At 58.1% G+C, this 15,357-nt stretch carries 15 protein-coding genes; 7 read left to right on the forward strand and 8 right to left on the reverse strand.

The annotated features are described in order from the left end of the window. The 6 genes from ABYV26_RS08695 to ABYV26_RS08720 form a co-directional block, all read right to left on the reverse strand. Positions 1 to 191: response regulator (locus ABYV26_RS08695; protein WP_372680102.1), on the reverse strand; the 191-nt coding region annotated here is incomplete at its 3' end. 60 nt (positions 192 to 251) lie between these two features. After that, positions 252 to 902: a sensor histidine kinase gene (locus ABYV26_RS08700; RefSeq protein ID WP_372680104.1), complete on the reverse strand. Its 651-nt coding sequence runs from the start codon at positions 900 to 902 to the stop codon at positions 252 to 254. Beyond that, complete coding sequence (locus ABYV26_RS08705; RefSeq protein ID WP_372680106.1) at positions 899 to 2,701, reverse strand: sensor histidine kinase; 1,803 nt, start codon at positions 2,699 to 2,701, stop codon at positions 899 to 901. Before ABYV26_RS08705 ends, ABYV26_RS08700 begins: the two co-directional genes overlap by 4 nt. A 42-nt stretch (positions 2,702 to 2,743) precedes the next feature. After that, on the reverse strand, positions 2,744 to 3,961 hold the full coding sequence (locus ABYV26_RS08710; RefSeq protein WP_372680108.1) for a response regulator: 1,218 nt from the start codon (positions 3,959 to 3,961) through the stop codon (positions 2,744 to 2,746). Positions 3,962 to 3,963: 2 nt separating this feature from the next. After that, positions 3,964 to 6,150 (reverse strand): SulP family inorganic anion transporter, encoded by a 2,187-nt coding sequence (locus tag ABYV26_RS08715; RefSeq protein WP_372680110.1) that lies wholly within the window; start codon positions 6,148 to 6,150, stop codon positions 3,964 to 3,966. A 6-nt stretch (positions 6,151 to 6,156) separates the two neighbouring features. Continuing rightward, on the reverse strand, positions 6,157 to 6,741 hold the full coding sequence (locus ABYV26_RS08720) for a TetR/AcrR family transcriptional regulator (protein ID WP_372680112.1): 585 nt from the start codon (positions 6,739 to 6,741) through the stop codon (positions 6,157 to 6,159). Positions 6,742 to 6,832: 91 nt separating this feature from the next. Here ABYV26_RS08720 and ABYV26_RS08725 point away from each other — a divergent pair, with 91 nt between their 5' ends. Beyond that, a complete protein-coding gene (locus tag ABYV26_RS08725; RefSeq protein WP_372680114.1) occupies positions 6,833 to 8,071 on the forward strand; it encodes a hypothetical protein in 1,239 nt (412 codons plus the stop codon). 3 nt (positions 8,072 to 8,074) lie between these two features. Here ABYV26_RS08725 and ABYV26_RS08730 read toward each other — a convergent pair whose 3' ends face one another. Both ABYV26_RS08730 and ABYV26_RS08735 read right to left on the reverse strand, forming a co-directional pair. After that, complete coding sequence (locus tag ABYV26_RS08730) at positions 8,075 to 8,947, reverse strand: PAC2 family protein (protein ID WP_372680116.1); 873 nt, start codon at positions 8,945 to 8,947, stop codon at positions 8,075 to 8,077. A gap of 105 nt (positions 8,948 to 9,052) precedes the next feature. Next, on the reverse strand, positions 9,053 to 9,664 hold the full coding sequence (locus ABYV26_RS08735; RefSeq protein ID WP_372680118.1) for a response regulator: 612 nt from the start codon (positions 9,662 to 9,664) through the stop codon (positions 9,053 to 9,055). A gap of 365 nt (positions 9,665 to 10,029) precedes the next feature. Between ABYV26_RS08735 and ABYV26_RS08740 the strand changes: the two genes are divergently transcribed. From ABYV26_RS08740 to ABYV26_RS08765, 6 genes are all read left to right on the forward strand, one after another. Continuing rightward, a complete protein-coding gene (locus tag ABYV26_RS08740; protein ID WP_372680120.1) occupies positions 10,030 to 11,544 on the forward strand; it encodes an anthranilate synthase component I family protein in 1,515 nt (504 codons plus the stop codon). Continuing rightward, complete coding sequence (locus ABYV26_RS08745) at positions 11,541 to 12,107, forward strand: aminodeoxychorismate/anthranilate synthase component II (protein ID WP_372680122.1); 567 nt, start codon at positions 11,541 to 11,543, stop codon at positions 12,105 to 12,107. The genes ABYV26_RS08740 and ABYV26_RS08745 overlap by 4 nt, the downstream gene beginning before the upstream one ends. A 33-nt stretch (positions 12,108 to 12,140) precedes the next feature. Beyond that, the gene (gene trpD, locus ABYV26_RS08750; RefSeq protein ID WP_372680124.1) at positions 12,141 to 13,157 is read left to right on the forward strand and encodes an anthranilate phosphoribosyltransferase; all 1,017 of its coding nucleotides are present in this window, start codon (positions 12,141 to 12,143) and stop codon (positions 13,155 to 13,157) included. Positions 13,158 to 13,318: 161 nt separating this feature from the next. Next, a complete protein-coding gene (trpC, locus tag ABYV26_RS08755; RefSeq protein ID WP_372680126.1) occupies positions 13,319 to 14,149 on the forward strand; it encodes an indole-3-glycerol phosphate synthase TrpC in 831 nt (276 codons plus the stop codon). After that, complete coding sequence (locus ABYV26_RS08760; RefSeq protein ID WP_372680128.1) at positions 14,146 to 14,862, forward strand: phosphoribosylanthranilate isomerase; 717 nt, start codon at positions 14,146 to 14,148, stop codon at positions 14,860 to 14,862. The genes trpC and ABYV26_RS08760 overlap by 4 nt, the downstream gene beginning before the upstream one ends. After that, the gene (locus ABYV26_RS08765; protein WP_372680130.1) at positions 14,855 to 15,124 is read left to right on the forward strand and encodes a YheU family protein; all 270 of its coding nucleotides are present in this window, start codon (positions 14,855 to 14,857) and stop codon (positions 15,122 to 15,124) included. The genes ABYV26_RS08760 and ABYV26_RS08765 overlap by 8 nt, the downstream gene beginning before the upstream one ends. Positions 15,125 to 15,357: the final 233 nt, after the last annotated feature.

The following is a 15,357-nucleotide window of genomic DNA, read 5'->3' on the forward strand; positions in this document are numbered from 1 at the left end:
GCCTGAATGCCGTCCATCTCCGGCATCATGAAATCCATGATTACCGCATCGTAGGATTCGGCGGCGATCAGTGACAGCGCCTCGGTGGCTGATGTGGACGTGGTTACCTCCATATCGCGGGCGCGCATGCGCTCGGCCATGATTTCCAGGAACTCCACCTCGTCGTCAACCAGCAGTACTCTTTCCTTCATTTTTGACTCCTTTCAAATTGCCCGTGAAAATTGCGTTTTTTATAGGTCCATCCCTATTTCCTAAGGGAAAATAAGAACGATTTCGCCCTTATCGCTGTCAGTCTTCAAGTCGACGCCGAGAAGCCCGGCCACCATCGTCTCTCGGGGTGACGGAAGCCCGGCTTCTCTGGCCAGAAAATCCTCTGCCAATCCGCAAAAACGGATCTGGGGAGCGTTTCCGGCTTTCTCTGCAACGATGCATATGTTCTGGTCCGGTGCGCGGGCATCCATGGCCCGGCACAGGCAGGTCCACACCAGGTCTTCAAGGAAAAACCGATTGGTGTCGGCGGTAATCGGTGTGGCCGGCACCTCGATCCTTGGCGGTTCCCCCTTCATGGCAATCAGCCGCGCAGCCAGCAGGCATATAAATTGAATTACCTCGCCAATGTCCACAGATTCCGAGGAGTGATCGGCGCTGTGGGCAAAGCGGTTCATATCCTTGACGATCCGATCGCCCCGGTTCACCTGGCGGGTCAAGGATCGGGCCAGTACCGACAGCCGCTCCGGCGAAAGCGGCATTCCCTTTTCGATCATCATGACCATGTCCTGGAGTAAACCAGCGTTTTCATTGATAATGGCCAGCACATTCTTGATTTCGTGGGAAATGGACGCCGATATCTCTCCGAAGAAGCGAGCGCCCTCGATGGCCATGGCCCGGGAATCGTCTTTCACTTAGTCTTCCCTTCCGTAATTGGGCTGCCGGCGGCAGCGCGGTTGGCCGGGGATACGGCACAGGCGGCAGCGGATGATCCCTGTGGCGCTTTCAGAGGCAGGCTGACCGTAAACGAGGTTCCCCGGTTCGGCTGGCTGTTTACCGTGATTTCGCCGCCCATTTCCGAGACCATGCCATAGGTGACGGACAATCCCAATCCGGTGCCCCCGTGGCCGTGACGGGTGGAGAAAAAGGGCTCGAAGACGCGCTTGAGATCGGCTTCCGGGATGCCGTGCCCGGTATCCGCCACGGTCACCGCGATATGCGTGGTTCCTTTGCGTTCAATCGTGACGTCCAGCCGCCCGCCGTCCGCCATGGCCGCAAAGGCGTTGTTGATCAGGTTCAAGAATATCTGCTGGACATTGCCCCGGTCACTTTCAAAGACCGGAATGCTCCCTTGCACCGCTACCGAGACGACGATGCAGCGCCGTTCGGCTTCTTTTTCCATGAAACTGAGCACCTGCCGGATGATCGCTTCGATGTCCACCGCTTCGATGGACGACTCCATGTGCCGGGCAAAATCCAGCAGCCGCCGGGTGATGGTGCCGCAGCGACGGACCGATGCCAGCACGTCGTCCACCAGTCGCATGAGCTTCTCGTTGCCGCTATAATCGCTGTTGATGGTGAACAGGTCCTTGATGAGTCCGGCTTTCTGGTTGATGATGGCCAATGGGTTGTTGATTTCGTGGGCCACCCCCGAGGCCAGACGGCCGATGGATGAGAGTTTGTTGGCATACTCCACCTGATGCAGGGCCTGCACCCGACGTTGGTCGGCGGCATGGATGCGGTTGACCAGGTAAGTGGCCACACCTAAGATGGAGACCAGGATCATGGCGATGCTGAACAACAGAAAACCGATAAGGCGCATGCGTGGCTTGAGCCACAGATCCATGATGCCCGACTCCTGGCGGATCATCATGAGCAGAAATGGGCTGTCGGGAATCGGGGCGATGCCCATGAGAACGAAACGACCGGCCTGATCCACCGTTCTCAATGTCCGTGTGTCGTCGGCGGTGTCGGGGATGGTCAGGTTAACTTTTTCGAAGCGACTGCCATACCGCCGGGAGGGCGTCTGAAGCGTGCCCTGGCTGTTGACAATGAAGGCGTCGTCGCCTTCATCCATCGCCAGCTGCAGCACAGGGAGATCCAACAGGCCGGCATCCAGCGTCGATCGCAATACGAAGAAGCCGCCGGCCTCCAGGTCGTGACGGATGGCAACGACCAGCCCATGGTTTTTTCCCCGATCTACGGATACATCACTGATGAAAAATCCCTTGGCGGCGACCTGATCGAAGCAGATGGCCGGTTCCACCCGGCCGCTCTTTAAGCCAAGGGGCCCGGCATAGGCTTGCACGGTGCATCCGGTGTCCACCACGGCGAGATCCACGAATCCGCCCATGCCGCCTTGCAGATTGGCCAGGATGGCGTCAAGCCTCCCCGGTGCCAGCAGATCCGACAGGCGGTTGTCCCGGGCGACGAATTCAAGGGCTGCCCGGCGCTGGGACAGCAAAAACGAAATGCTGCGCCAGGTGTTGGAAACCATTCGGGCGGTGCCCATCGCGGCTTCGGATTCAAAGGCCTGACGGGTTAGCCGGTAGTCCATCAGCGTCATGACCAGCAGGGGCGTCAGCGTCACCACGGTGGTAAAGACAACGATCATCAACCATTTGCGCCGGAAGCTGAAGTGGCTGCCGCCCGGTCCTGAAGCCGCATCTCGATGGTCCCAGAAACGGGGTTTGAATCTGGACAGGTTCAGCATGGACGACACCGTTTTTCAGACGGGAAAACCGGCCTGCCTGACTCAAGATTTGAATTGCTGGATTTTTTCATGGGCTTTCTTCAAGGTCTCGCTCAATTCGTCGATATCCACGGGTTTTTGCATGTAGGCAAAGGCGCCCAACTGCATGCACCGCTTGCGGTCTGCCTCGCTGCCGTGGCCCGTGAGAACGATCACCTCGATTTCCGGTCGGGTGGTTTTCACCTGCCTTAAGATCTCCATGCCGTCGATTCCCGGCATTTTAAGATCGATGATCATCACTTCCGGATCGTCCTCGGCCACCAGGGTCAGGGCGGACTCGCCGTCATAGGCCACGGCGGATCCCATTTCGCGCAACTCCAGACGTTCTGACAGGGTCTGAACGAACTCCCGTTCGTCGTCCACCAGCAGCACGCGGGAAGGTACCTCGAAACTGTGTTTGCGATAGATATGGGCCTGGTGGAAATTCTTGCCGACGACTGTTTTTACCGCCCGCACGCCGGCAACCGTACCGGCAATGGATGTCAGTTCCTCCTCCAGCCTTGCCAGCATCAGCACGTGCTTGTTGATGGTCAGCACCACCGTCCCGTTTTCGGCCGTCACCGAGACATTGTGCCCGGCACGGCAGAGAGCCATCTCGACGGTGGCGGCCAGGAGGAAATTTTTTTCCGCCTGAATGGAGGCGTTGGTGCGGCGAACGGCGTCCTTGATGAGGTTCTCCTCGATCAGTGCGCCGGCTTGGGCCACATTCATCCGGTTCATGGGCAGCAGCATGTCGTAAAGGCTGACGTCCCAGGGATCCTTGGCGGAAAACACGATTTCGGTCCAGGCAGCATTGTCTGCATCCCGGGCGCGGATCTGTTTCAAGGCCTCCTTTTCAGTCAGTCCCTGGACGACCTGGGCCTGTTCGATACGATAGGGTGTCTCGGCGATAATGCAGACCCGGAGCATATGGCTGACAGACTGAGGGATCAGCAGGCTGGAAAAACCATGGACCACGGCAGGGCCTTTTTCCAGCTCCGTCGCCAACGCTAGGCGCAGGCAGGCAATCGAGCACTCTTTTTCATGGGTGAACTTGTTAAATACCGAGGTCTTGGCCGAAAAAGCCCGCTGCACCTTGCTTTCCGGCATGCCGGACGTCTCAGCGGCGCTGGTGACCAACCGGTCGTCAGTGATCAGTCGGTAACCGGTGCTGTCCATCACGTCCCGGACCACCGCGTCCGCACTGCTGAAAATACCGCTGAAGATGGCGATGACAGACATCGTTACCCTCCTTTGGGTTCGCTGTGGGTCGATAGGGATCGAACCGAGGTCAATGGGCAGTTTTTCTCGCTGCCCCCCTTATGGGTTTGTTCGTGGACGGCGCGAACGGCATGCTTCAAGGTCGGATAGATATGGTCTTCACTGATCTTGTAGAGCAGGTGGGTGCGTCGCAGCACCTGCATCACGGGCTCATGGACAGTGCTCAAAGAGATGTCGATGCCGGCGCTTCTCACCCGGTCCACGATCAGCGACAACGATTCCTGACCGGAGGCGTCCATGTCGGTTATGGATTCGGCGGAGATGATGATGTGTTTGAGGGCTTTTTTTATACTTCGCCGATGGCGGATTTGGTCCTCCAGGTAGCTGGCGTTGGCAAAGAAAAGGGGCCCGTCGAAGCGGACCACGTCGATGTAGCGGCACTCTTTCAGCCCGTGGGTCACGACGTCATGGAGCGCCTTGTCCAGACCCATGGAAAGGTCCACCACATGGGGACGCATGCTCCGGTAAAGAAAAACGCAAAGCGACAGCCCCACCCCCACGATGATGCCTCGGTCCAGGTGGGGGGCGAAGGCCAGGGTGCACGCGAAGGTGATCACCGAGATGACCCCGTCGAACCATTGGGCCCGCCAGGCGTGAATGAATCCCCGAACGTTGATCAAACCGGCCACCGCCATCATGATAATTGCCGCCAGTACGCTCTGGGGCAGGTGGTAGAGCAGGGGGGTGAAGAAAAAAAGGGTCGTCACCACCGTTAGGCTGGCAATCACGCTGGACAGTCCGGAAACGGCCCCCGCCTGGAGATTGACCGCCGACCGGGAAAAGGATCCGGCCACGGGATAGCTTTGGGCCACAGAGCCGATCATATTGGCCAGCCCCTGCCCCATGAGTTCCTGATTCGGGTCGATACGCTGGCCGGTTTTGGCGGCCATGGCCTTGGCGATGGAGATGGCCTCCATGAATCCCAATAGAGCGATGATGGCGGCTGGTGGCATCAGTGCCATGGCACCGTGGCCATCGATCTCCGGAAAAGAGAAGTCCGGAAGGCCTTTGGGTATGGTGCCGACCACTTCGCCTCCACCGCTAAAGGTCAGTGCCGATGCGTCCAGCGGTGCGTTGCCGACCATCAGCCGCCAGATGCGGCCAACCTTTTGCGTGTCCGACTGTCGATGGTCCGCGCTAAAAAACCGGAGGTCGCCATGCCGGGTCCGGCCAGCTTCAAAAAGCAGGCGGCGGATCCGATGACGGTAAGTCGCCGCTTTTTCTGCCTTCAAGGCCATCTGATAATTCAGGATCTCGAGATCCCGCCGGGAGTCGATGACCATCATGCGGTGGCCCGCGGTGGTGGCCTGCCTGAGGGTCTCGTTGATCCGGGTGCGCCTGTCTTCCATCTGGTTGAGCTGCGTCGTCTCGGCGTTAAAGTGAACGATCAATGCCCGGGTGTCTGCATCGACCACCGATTCCAGGGGCATCGTGACCTGCTGTTCGAATCCGGTTGCCCAACTGATCAGGGTCGTGGCGGCTACCGCCACGAGCACGTTGGGGATCCGCAGGGTGATTTTTTTCAGGACCAGCATGACGGTGAAGGCAAACAGGCCCATCATGAGCGTTGGCCAGTGGGTGTAATACAGGGCGGCTTCGACCACCCGGACCATCGTATGGTAATGATAATCGCTGGTGTCCACCGCGACGCCGAACAATTTCGAGATCTGGCCGGTGGCGATGATGATGGCGGCCGCGTTGGTGAAACCAGCCACCACCGGATGAGACAAAAAGTTGACCACCAGGCCCAGGCGCAAGATGCCCAGGCCGAATTGAAGCAGCCCCACCATCAGGGCCAGCAGGACCGCATACCCGATATACGCCTGGCTGCCGGCGGCGGCCAGGGGCTGCAGGGCCACGGCGGTCATCAGGGAGACCACGGCCACCGGTCCGGTGGCCAGTTGACGGCTGGATCCGAACAAGGCTGCCGCCGCCGGTGGCAAAAACGCCGCATACAGGCCATAATAAGCCGGCAGGCCGGCCAGCTGGGCATAGGCCATGGACTGGGGAACCAATACCAACGCCACGGTCAACCCGGCAAACAGGTCTGCTTTGAGATGTCCAGCACGATAGCCGGGCAGCCACTCCAGAAATGGCAGCATCCGGCTCGGAGCGAAGATGCGGGAGGTGAATGACGGGTGTCGGGCCATGGCGGTCTACCGGCCTCCGGCCAGCAGCCTGCGGCAGGCAACCATCAGGCTGTCGTAAAGGGTGCCGGCGTCATACACCCGGTAGGTGTTGAGCCGGACAATGCCATCCACCATGGCAAAGAGCACCATGGCCGTCTTTCGCGGGGAGTCGACCGCCACCGACCCGTCCTGCATGCCCTGCTGGATTCCCTCCTCGAAGATGTCCAGCAAACAGGTGTAAATGGATTCCAGATGGCTGCGGCACACTGGGCTGGTTTCGGCCATTTGATAAGGAAAGTGACGGTGCAGTATCAGGAACTGGTCTTCCATTGCGCCGGCCAGGTGCAGATAAAAGGCGATGACAGCCTCGACCCGCGCCAATCCTTTCTGATCCCGACGGGTCTGCTGATGCCTTTCAAATTGGTCCAGAATGTTCTTTTTTACCTCATTCAAAACTTGCAGAAATAGGTCTTCCTTGTTTTTAAAATGGTGAAAGATGGTTCCTGTTGCCGCACCGGTGATGGTCGACAGCTCTGCCATGGCGGTTCCCTGAAACCCGTTGCGGGAAAACAGCCGGGTGGCCGAAGCAAGGATTGCATTTCGTTTGGACATGTGTTACCTGTTCAGAAGTTTGCCAACCGAATGATCGGTCGGTTTGTTTTAACTAAAGACTTTGAATGGAAATGTCAATAGGAGAAATTGGATGGCCTACCGCATACCCGAAAAAGCGGAACTGCTGGAGAAGCTCAAAAAGGGGGGATTTGAGGTCCCCGACTTCATATATGTTCCCCCTCAGCAATTCGAGAACGAGGATTTCGCAGTACTCGAGTCGTTCCTGGAAAAACACCGCGAAAGCTTCAAGGTGATTGCCCGCAGTGCCCATCCATTGGAACGCCGGTTCAAAGGCGGGACATTCGACTCTTTGGAAACCTATGCCGATGTGGGTGGCATCCGCTATGCCCGCACCAAGATGATCAAGCTGGCCAGAGGCAGCAAGCATTTAAGCATCGCCCGCCAGCAGCGGTTCAACCATGCGCCGCAGATGGATCTTGACCAGATGGGGGTGATCGTCATGCCCTTTATCGACGGATCCAGTGTGATGGCCAAAATCATCGGCGGCAAATGGGAATTCGGATATTGTCGGGACCGCATTCACAAGCTGCAAAGCGAACCCTACATCACCCGAACCCCTCATGACCGGCGGCTGGTTCAGCTGTCAAAGGAGATTCAGACCTATCTGGGATTCCGATGCGAGATCGAATATATCATTTCGGCCGAAGGCAGTATTCATGTGGTGCAGGCCAAAGACATTTCCAGCATCGACATCCTTGAAGAAAAGGAGAGCCAGCGGTCCATCACCCTGGACGGCATCCGGCGGATCCGCAAGCGGCGCAGCTACCGGGAGCGGCCGGTATATGTGATGGACAATAAAACCTTTTACATCGATATTATTTCCCAGTGCGAGGAGATGGTCAATGAATGTGCCACGCCCGGCAAGCCGGATATCGCCCAGATCATCGATTCCATCAAGGCTTATGAAGCGGAGCTCGAGGCCTTTGCCCTGCGCCACCAGCGATACGCGGTGCTCGGGTTGGCCATTCAGGACCCGGTCGACCTGTACCAGATTGCCAGCCATTACCTGGACGACACCCCGGAATTGCAGGCGGAACTGTCCAAAGCCCTGCACAACAACCTCTACCAGATCGATATATTCCTGTCCGAAGCCGACACACTGATTGCCAAGGACAAGTTCCGGATCAATCTGTGCAGCCACGATGCATATGGTATCGACACCGTCCGAAATCCCCTGTGGACCGTATACTGGTATGTGGATCGCCACGATGAAGTGGTTCGCGAATTCAAGCGGATCGGCTTTAAGACCGGAGACACGGTCGGTATCGACATCGACGTCGAGGACAAGCCCACCGTGTACCGCCAGTAACGGTCACGGATCGAGGAAATCCTTGAGGTTGATCACCTTTCCCTGTTCATTGCCGTTTTGTCCCAGGTCCTGCATGGCCCCTTCGCGCTTTTTTTTGCGGACCTGGTTCATGATTTCCTGGAGTTTGGGATTGTCGGTCATCAGTTTTTGAATCTGGGTTTTTAGGGCTTCCCAGCCGGCTTCGAGCGCGTCTGTCTTCACTGAAAAGGAGGCCATATCGGCAAGCAGCCGCACCAGCTGAAGCATCATGCCATGGTGAGTGATGCCCTGCAGGTAGGTGGGGCAGTGGCCCCAGAGGCTGGCACCGCTCACCGCGCGCTTCCGGCAGGCCTCCAGAATGATCGTGTGGATGGCGCTGGGGCCGTGATAATTGATTGGAATCACCCCTTGCCGGCTGACTTGGCCTTCAACATCACTGCCGGTGGTCACCGCTGAAATAACCCGATCCGTATGCAACACGTTGTCGAACATACTGCCCAGGGTAATCACCCCGGGCGCCTTGAGCCGATGGGCCAGATCCACCAACTCCCGGGAAAAGTGGTACCAGTTGAGGCTGGGCTCGTCGGCGACCAATACGACCAGATCGTTTTCTCCGGCATGGGTTTGGATGGCGAAGAAGCTTCCCCCCGGGGGGGTAATCGATTTCATGACACCGGTTTCGATTTTCACCACCGGGCGATTTTCGTCATAGCGATAGCAGGCGTCGGGTTCCATATGGCCAAAGGGAACGGCCTGGAGGGTTTCCACCAGATAGGCGGCCGTGCCGGCCGATACCTCGAGCGCATTGCCCCATCCCCGGAAACCGATGATAAACATCGGTGCCGCCAGCGCGGGCATCGTCTCCAATCGGAAGGTCTGGTATTCCATGCGGGTCATAGGCAGTCGTCTTGAAAAAGGGTGATCGTGTTCACACCATTTTCGGAGGGAATCGGTCTACTGTCAATAGTCAAATCCGGATGCGGGTCGATGCGCCAGTCCGGATCAGCCTTTGTGGCGATACAGTTCCGGGTAAAGCCGATGGGCGCATTCAGGGCAGATCCCGTGGGTGAAGTCGGCGTTGGAATGGCTGGTGATGTAGTCCTCGATCGCCTGCCAGGTGCTGTCGTCTTTACGGATTTTTTTACAGGAGGCACAGATGGGCAGCAGGCCGCTGAGGGTTTTGACTTGCTCGAGGGCGTTTTGCAGCTGGGTGATCAGTATTTTTTGCGCCTTGGCCGCCTTGTGTTTGACCACGGCAATTTCAATGGCCGATCGCAGCTCATTGATGTCGTAGGGTTTGGTGATATATCCGTAAGGATGGGTTGCCAGGGCTCGCATGAAAACCTGCTTATCAGAAAGGCAGGTCATGTAAATGATGGGCACATCCGAACCTTCGGCGATTTTTGCGGCGGCCTCGATCCCGTTCATTTCCCCTTTGAGCAGGATGTCCATGGTAACCAGGTCCGGGTTGTTCCGGTAAACCCCGCTGACGGCCTCGAGTCCGGTTTCGGCGGTGCCGCACACCAGGTAATCCAAACTCTCCAATCGTGCGGTCAGCACGGTGGATACGTTGGGGTCGTCTTCCACGACCAGGATACGGGTCTGTCTATGCATGGCGCACCTCGCATTGGCTTTGGGCAGCCGTTGCAACAATTTTTGCGCACGGGATGCCCTTTTGTGCACAAGCATGTCCGATTTTGGACGTGCTCGCTTTAAAAAAAATAGGGCTGTTTTTTCAACTGTCCAGCAATATCCGGTCAGGCCAGATGATTCCGGTGCGTTTCTAGTTCAGAACCGATTGTTGAAAATCATATTAAGCAATTTCCTTGCCACCGTGGCGAGCCGGTGTGTCATCAACCATGTTGTTTCTATGCATAAGAACAAAAAAACCTTGACACACCATTCAAAAGCCCTTAAACATCGCTTATCCTGGGTCGTGGACACAATCACGGCCTTTTTTGTTATCAAGAGGACCACTGATGAAATTAAAGGAATTCCCAAGCCGGGAACGGTTTGATGCCTTGGCCCGGACCTGTAATGTGATTCCCGTTTGCCGCGAGATTCTGGCCGACATGGAGACGCCGGTCTCCCTGCTGAAAAAATGCTACGACCACGACGGGAAGGGACGGCGGACGCCGCTTTTCCTTCTGGAGAGTGTGGAGGGCGGCGAAAAATGGGGACGTTACAGCTTTCTGGGCACATCGGCCCGCACCCACGTCAAGGTTTTTACCGATCAGGTGACCATTGTCGAGAACGGCCGGGAGGAGAAGATCCCCCACGGCGGCGATCCCCTGAAAACGCTGAAAATGTTCATGAGCCGTTTTCAACCGGCGGAGATGGCTGAGCTTCCCCGGTTCTGGGGCGGGCTGGTCGGCTATCTCACCTATGAAATGGTTTCATTCTTCGAACGCATACCCAACCGGTTGTCGGTGGATACCCCCATGGCCCATTTCATCATCGGTGACGAACTGCTTATTTTCGACAACATTCGCAACACGATGATTTGTGTGGCCATTGCCTTTACCGACGGGAAATCAGATGCCACGGCCGCCTACGATGAGGCCATGACCCGGCTCGACGACATGGAACGGCGCATGGCCACGGGTGTTGGCGAAACCCTGCCAGATGGCACCGGCGCCAGCCCGACTATGGCCCCGCTGCTTGGGGCGCAGACCTTCAGAGAGCGGGTGACCAGGGTAAAGGACCACATCCGGCAAGGCGACGTGATTCAGGCTGTCATTTCCCAGCCGTTTCAATGCAGCGCACCCGGGGACATCATTGCGATCTATCGGGCCCAGCGTTATGTGAACCCGTCTCCGTACCTCTACTTTTTCAATTTCGATGAGATCGCCCTGGTGGGATCCTCACCGGAAACCATGGTGCGCCTGGAAAACGGTGTGGCCACCCTGCGACCCATTGCCGGCACCCGCCCCCGGGGAGCCAGTGAGCAGGCGGACCGCGCGTTGGCCGCCGAATTGCTGGCCGACGAAAAGGAGCGGGCCGAGCACCTGATGCTCGTGGACCTGGGGCGAAACGATCTGGGCCGGGTCGCCCGGACCGGCACGGTCCAGGTGACGGATCTGATGGTGGTGGAGCGATACTCCCACGTCATGCACCTGGTTTCCAATATCAACTGTGATATCGATGATGGATACGATGCCTGGGACCTGCTGCGGGCGTCCTTTCCTGCCGGCACCCTATCCGGTGCACCCAAGGTGCGGGCCATGCAGATCATCGACGAACTGGAACAACGACCCCGGGGGCCATATGGCGGTGCCGTCGGATACGTCTCCTTCAGCGGCAATATGGACCTGGCGATTACCATCCGGACCGCCTGCATTGAAAACGGGACGCTCACCGTGCGTGCCGGAGCGGGTATTGTGGCCGACTCGGATCCGGAAACCGAGCGGCTGGAGACCGTCAACAAGGCCATGGCCATTCAACGGGCCCTCGAACTGACTCGCCAGGGGCAAGGGGTGGAGACAACACCATGATATTGATGATCGACAATTACGACTCCTTCACCTACAATCTGGTCCAATATCTCAAGCAGATCGGCGAGGGGGTCGTGGTGAAAAGAAACGACGCCGTCACCGTGGATGAAGTTGCGGCGATGGCTCCCCAAGCCATCGTGATATCTCCGGGACCTGGGCGTCCGGAGTCTGCAGGTGTTTCATTGGAGACGATCAGGCGGTTTTCCGGTCGGATACCGATCCTCGGCGTTTGTCTGGGTCACCAGTCCATCGCCCATGAATTCGGCGGCCGGGTAATTCACGCCAAGCGGTTGATGCACGGCAAAACATCAGCCATCACCGGTGACGACAAGGGAATTTTTACCGGAATCAAACAGCAATTTCAGGCGATGCGCTACCACAGCCTGGCGGTAGAAAAGGAAAGCTTGCCCGACTGTCTGTCGGTGACCGCCGTTGCAGAGGACGGCGAGATCATGGGCATTCGGCATCGGTTTCATGTCACCGAGGGGATCCAGTTTCACCCTGAATCCATCATGACCCCGCTGGGCAAGCGGTTGCTGCGCAATTTTTTAAAAATGATTTAGGCGTTTAGACCGAGCAGAGGGAGAAATCAAGCCATGTTCAAGGATCACCTGGCAACCATCATCAGCCGAACCGATTTAAACCAATCTCAGATGGCGGAGATGATGTCTGAGATTTTTGACGGCCAGACCACCGATGCCCAGGTGGGGGCCATGATGGCAGCCCTGGCCACCAAAGGGGAAACCGTTGAGGAGCTGGCCGGTGCGGCCAGAGCCATGCGTAAAAAGGCTCACCGCATCCAGGCGGCAGCCATGCCGGTGGTGGACACCTGCGGCACCGGCGGCGACGGCCTTAAAACCTTCAACATCTCCACCACCACGGCATTTGTCGTGGCCGGGTGCGGGGTGACCGTGGCCAAGCACGGCAACCGCAGTGTCTCGTCCAAGTGCGGCAGCGCCGATGTGCTGGAAACCCTGGGCGTCAGGCTGGATACCGACCCGGAAGTGGTCGAAGAGGCGGTCCAGGAGATCGGCATTGGTTTTCTTTTTGCCCCGATCTATCACAGCGCCATGCGCTTTGCCGCCAAAGCGCGCACGGAGGTGGGCCTGCGAAGCATCTTCAACATGCTGGGGCCGCTGACCAATCCGGCCGGCGCCAACTGCCAACTGCTGGGCGTGTTCGCTCCCCAGCTAACCGAGATGTTCGCCGAGGCGCTTCGCCTGCTGGGAGCCAAAAGCGCTTTTGTGGTTCACGGGCACGACGGGCTGGACGAAATATCGGTGTGCGCGCCCACGCGCGTCTCCCAGTTGGAGAGCGATATGATCCGCACCTATGACATCTACCCGGAGCAGTATTTCGGCCGACTGGCCGAGCCGGAGCAGATGACCGGTGGTGATCCGGCGGAGAATGCGGCCATTACCCGCATGATCCTGACGGGAGAAAAGGGTCCCAGGCGCGACGTGGTGCTGATCAATGCCGCTGCCGCCCTGGTGGCCTGCCAGAAGGCCGTGGATCTGACCACGGGCATCGCGCTGGCTGAAGAGGCTCTCGACAGTGGGGCCGCCATGGGAAAACTGGAGGCGTTGGTTGCATACACCCGTGATAACGGATAACTAAATGGACGGTTTCGGAAAACGTCCGATATCCGCGTTACGCTTCATCCCTCGTCACTGCGGCGTACCGTCAGTACGCCTCATTCCTCGGGATTCGCAAGCCTTGATCTCGAACCTTTCCGAAACCGTCTGAAACCTTCAGGTTAGGTGAGAGATAGTGAATGATGCCTATAGATTTTCTTACTCAGATTGTCAAACAGAAGGAGCGCGAGATTTTCCAGGCCAGAAAGGTCGTCTCCGAAGAGCGGGCGGCTGAACTGGCCCGGCAGCGGTCGGATTTCCGGTCCCTCTATGGAGCGCTCTCCCTGCCGGGTGCCTCCGGAGTGAATATTGTCGCCGAAATCAAACGGGCCTCGCCGTCCAGAGGCGATATCGCTCCTGATCTGGATGCCCCACGGACGGCTTTGCAGTATGAAAAGGGGGGGGCAGTGGCCGTCTCGGTGCTCACCGATCCCACTTACTTCAAGGGCAGCCTCGACGACCTGACTGCGGCGCGGTCCGCTTGCACCCTGCCGGTGCTGAGAAAAGAGTTCATCATCAGCAGCTACCAGGTGTACGAAGCGGCAGCGGCCGGTGCGGATGCCATTTTGCTGATTGCCAGAATCCTCAGCCCAAAAAAATTGAACCGGCTTTACACCCTGTGCCGCGAACTGGGCATGGATGCCCTGGTGGAAATTCACACGCCAGAGGATGCCCGTACCGTGGTCGCCAGCGGTGCCCGTCTGGTGGGCATCAATAATCGCAACCTGAGCACCTTTAAAACGGACATCGCCATTGCCATGGATTTGGTCGCCCGCCTGGCACCAGGCCAGGTGCCCGTGGCAGCCTCCGGCATATCGAGCCCGACGGATATTCAAAAAAACCTGAAAGCCGGGATTTTCAATTTTCTGGTGGGGGAAAGCATTGTCCGGTCCGATGACCCGGTCCGGTTTATCCGCACGCTGATGGGGGGAGGATCCGGAGTGCCGTCCCCGGGCAACGGTGCCGTATGACCGATGCACCTTCGATGAACCGCCCTTATCCCCAGGTCAAGATCTGCGGGCTGACCCATCCCCATGAGGCCGCCCAATGCCTTGAGCGGGGCGCCGATGCCATCGGCTTGGTCTTTTTTTCCCAAAGCCCCCGCAACGTCAGCCCGGAACAGGCCAGGGCCGTTGTGGATGCACTGCCGGAAAAGGTGGCTGCCGTCGGCGTATTCGTCAACGCCACTTTTTCAACCATCATGGCGCGGGTTGAACGCTGCGGCCTTTCCATGGCGCAGCTTCACGGCCGGGAACCGGCACGCCTGGCTGCACGGTTGAAGGCCGAAGGGGTGGGCGTAATCAAAGCCCTGTTCGTCGACGGCAGGCCGGGTTTGGACGATGCACCGGAATTCGACGTCGACGGCTATCTGGTGGAGTGCGCCAAGGGCCCGCTCCCCGGCGGCAATGCCGTGGCCTGGGACTGGGGCGCGGCCAGGGGCTTCGGGCACCGGCAACCGTTGGTGCTCGCCGGGGGGTTGTCGCCGGACAATGTGGCCGATGCCATCCGTGCGGCCCTGCCGGCAGCCATTGACGTCAGTTCAGGGGTTGAGATGATGCCGGGGAGAAAGGATCCGCATAAAGTGGCCCGGTTGATCGCAGCTGTTCAAAGCACCGAGGATCAATATGCGGCCAAGACGATCAAAGCGGTGTTTCGTTCGAAGGGACAGCGACCCGATGCCTGACCGTGAAGCGATGCTGGTTATCCCTCACCGACAGTTGAGCCCGGAGGCGCTCGCCGGCCTCATCGAGGAGTTCGTGACCCGCGACGGCACCGATTCGGGCTACACCCAGGGTTCATTGGTGGAAAACGTGGCCATGGTGCGCCGCCAGTTGGACAACGGACAGGCGGTGGTTGCCTTCGACAATCTGACGCAGACCTGCAACATCGTCTCGGTGGAAACGCTGCGCGAGAACGCCGAAGAACCTAAATTCAAATCTTCCTAATCTTGAAAATGGTAGATGGTGGTTCAGATCAAGGCCGCAGGCTTATTGCAACCGCAGGCGCAGCAGCGCTGCGTCGAAGATAGCACTGAAGATTCACTACGTGCGCAATAAGACGAGAACGCAGACCTGGGCCGCAAGATGCCATTTTGGGGAATTATACGGAGAACGAAAACATGAAATATATCGGCGCCCATGTAAGCGCATCCGGCGGTGTGGAGAATGCACCGTTGAAC

It is taken from the genome of Desulfosarcina sp. (assembly GCF_041551955.1).
Taxonomy (GTDB): domain Bacteria; phylum Desulfobacterota; class Desulfobacteria; order Desulfobacterales; family Desulfosarcinaceae; genus Desulfosarcina.

Bases quoted from the DNA above. Each gene is read 5' to 3' on its own strand.
- ABYV26_RS08760 (WP_372680128.1), top strand. From the start codon at position 14,146: ATGACCGATGCACCTTCGATGAACCGCCCTTATCCCCAGGTCAAGATC.
- ABYV26_RS08710 (WP_372680108.1), bottom strand. From the start codon at position 3,961: ATGTCTGTCATCGCCATCTTCAGCGGTATTTTCAGCAGTGCGGACGCG.
- ABYV26_RS08745 (WP_372680122.1), top strand. From the start codon at position 11,541: ATGATATTGATGATCGACAATTACGACTCCTTCACCTACAATCTGGTC.
- ABYV26_RS08740 (WP_372680120.1), top strand. From the start codon at position 10,030: ATGAAATTAAAGGAATTCCCAAGCCGGGAACGGTTTGATGCCTTGGCC.
- ABYV26_RS08705 (WP_372680106.1), bottom strand. From the start codon at position 2,701: ATGCTGAACCTGTCCAGATTCAAACCCCGTTTCTGGGACCATCGAGAT.
- trpC (WP_372680126.1), top strand. From the start codon at position 13,319: ATGATGCCTATAGATTTTCTTACTCAGATTGTCAAACAGAAGGAGCGC.
- ABYV26_RS08720 (WP_372680112.1), bottom strand. From the start codon at position 6,741: ATGTCCAAACGAAATGCAATCCTTGCTTCGGCCACCCGGCTGTTTTCC.
- ABYV26_RS08715 (WP_372680110.1), bottom strand. From the start codon at position 6,150: ATGGCCCGACACCCGTCATTCACCTCCCGCATCTTCGCTCCGAGCCGG.
- ABYV26_RS08725 (WP_372680114.1), top strand. From the start codon at position 6,833: ATGGCCTACCGCATACCCGAAAAAGCGGAACTGCTGGAGAAGCTCAAA.
- ABYV26_RS08735 (WP_372680118.1), bottom strand. From the start codon at position 9,664: ATGCATAGACAGACCCGTATCCTGGTCGTGGAAGACGACCCCAACGTA.
- ABYV26_RS08730 (WP_372680116.1), bottom strand. From the start codon at position 8,947: ATGACCCGCATGGAATACCAGACCTTCCGATTGGAGACGATGCCCGCG.
- ABYV26_RS08765 (WP_372680130.1), top strand. From the start codon at position 14,855: ATGCCTGACCGTGAAGCGATGCTGGTTATCCCTCACCGACAGTTGAGC.
- trpD (WP_372680124.1), top strand. From the start codon at position 12,141: ATGTTCAAGGATCACCTGGCAACCATCATCAGCCGAACCGATTTAAAC.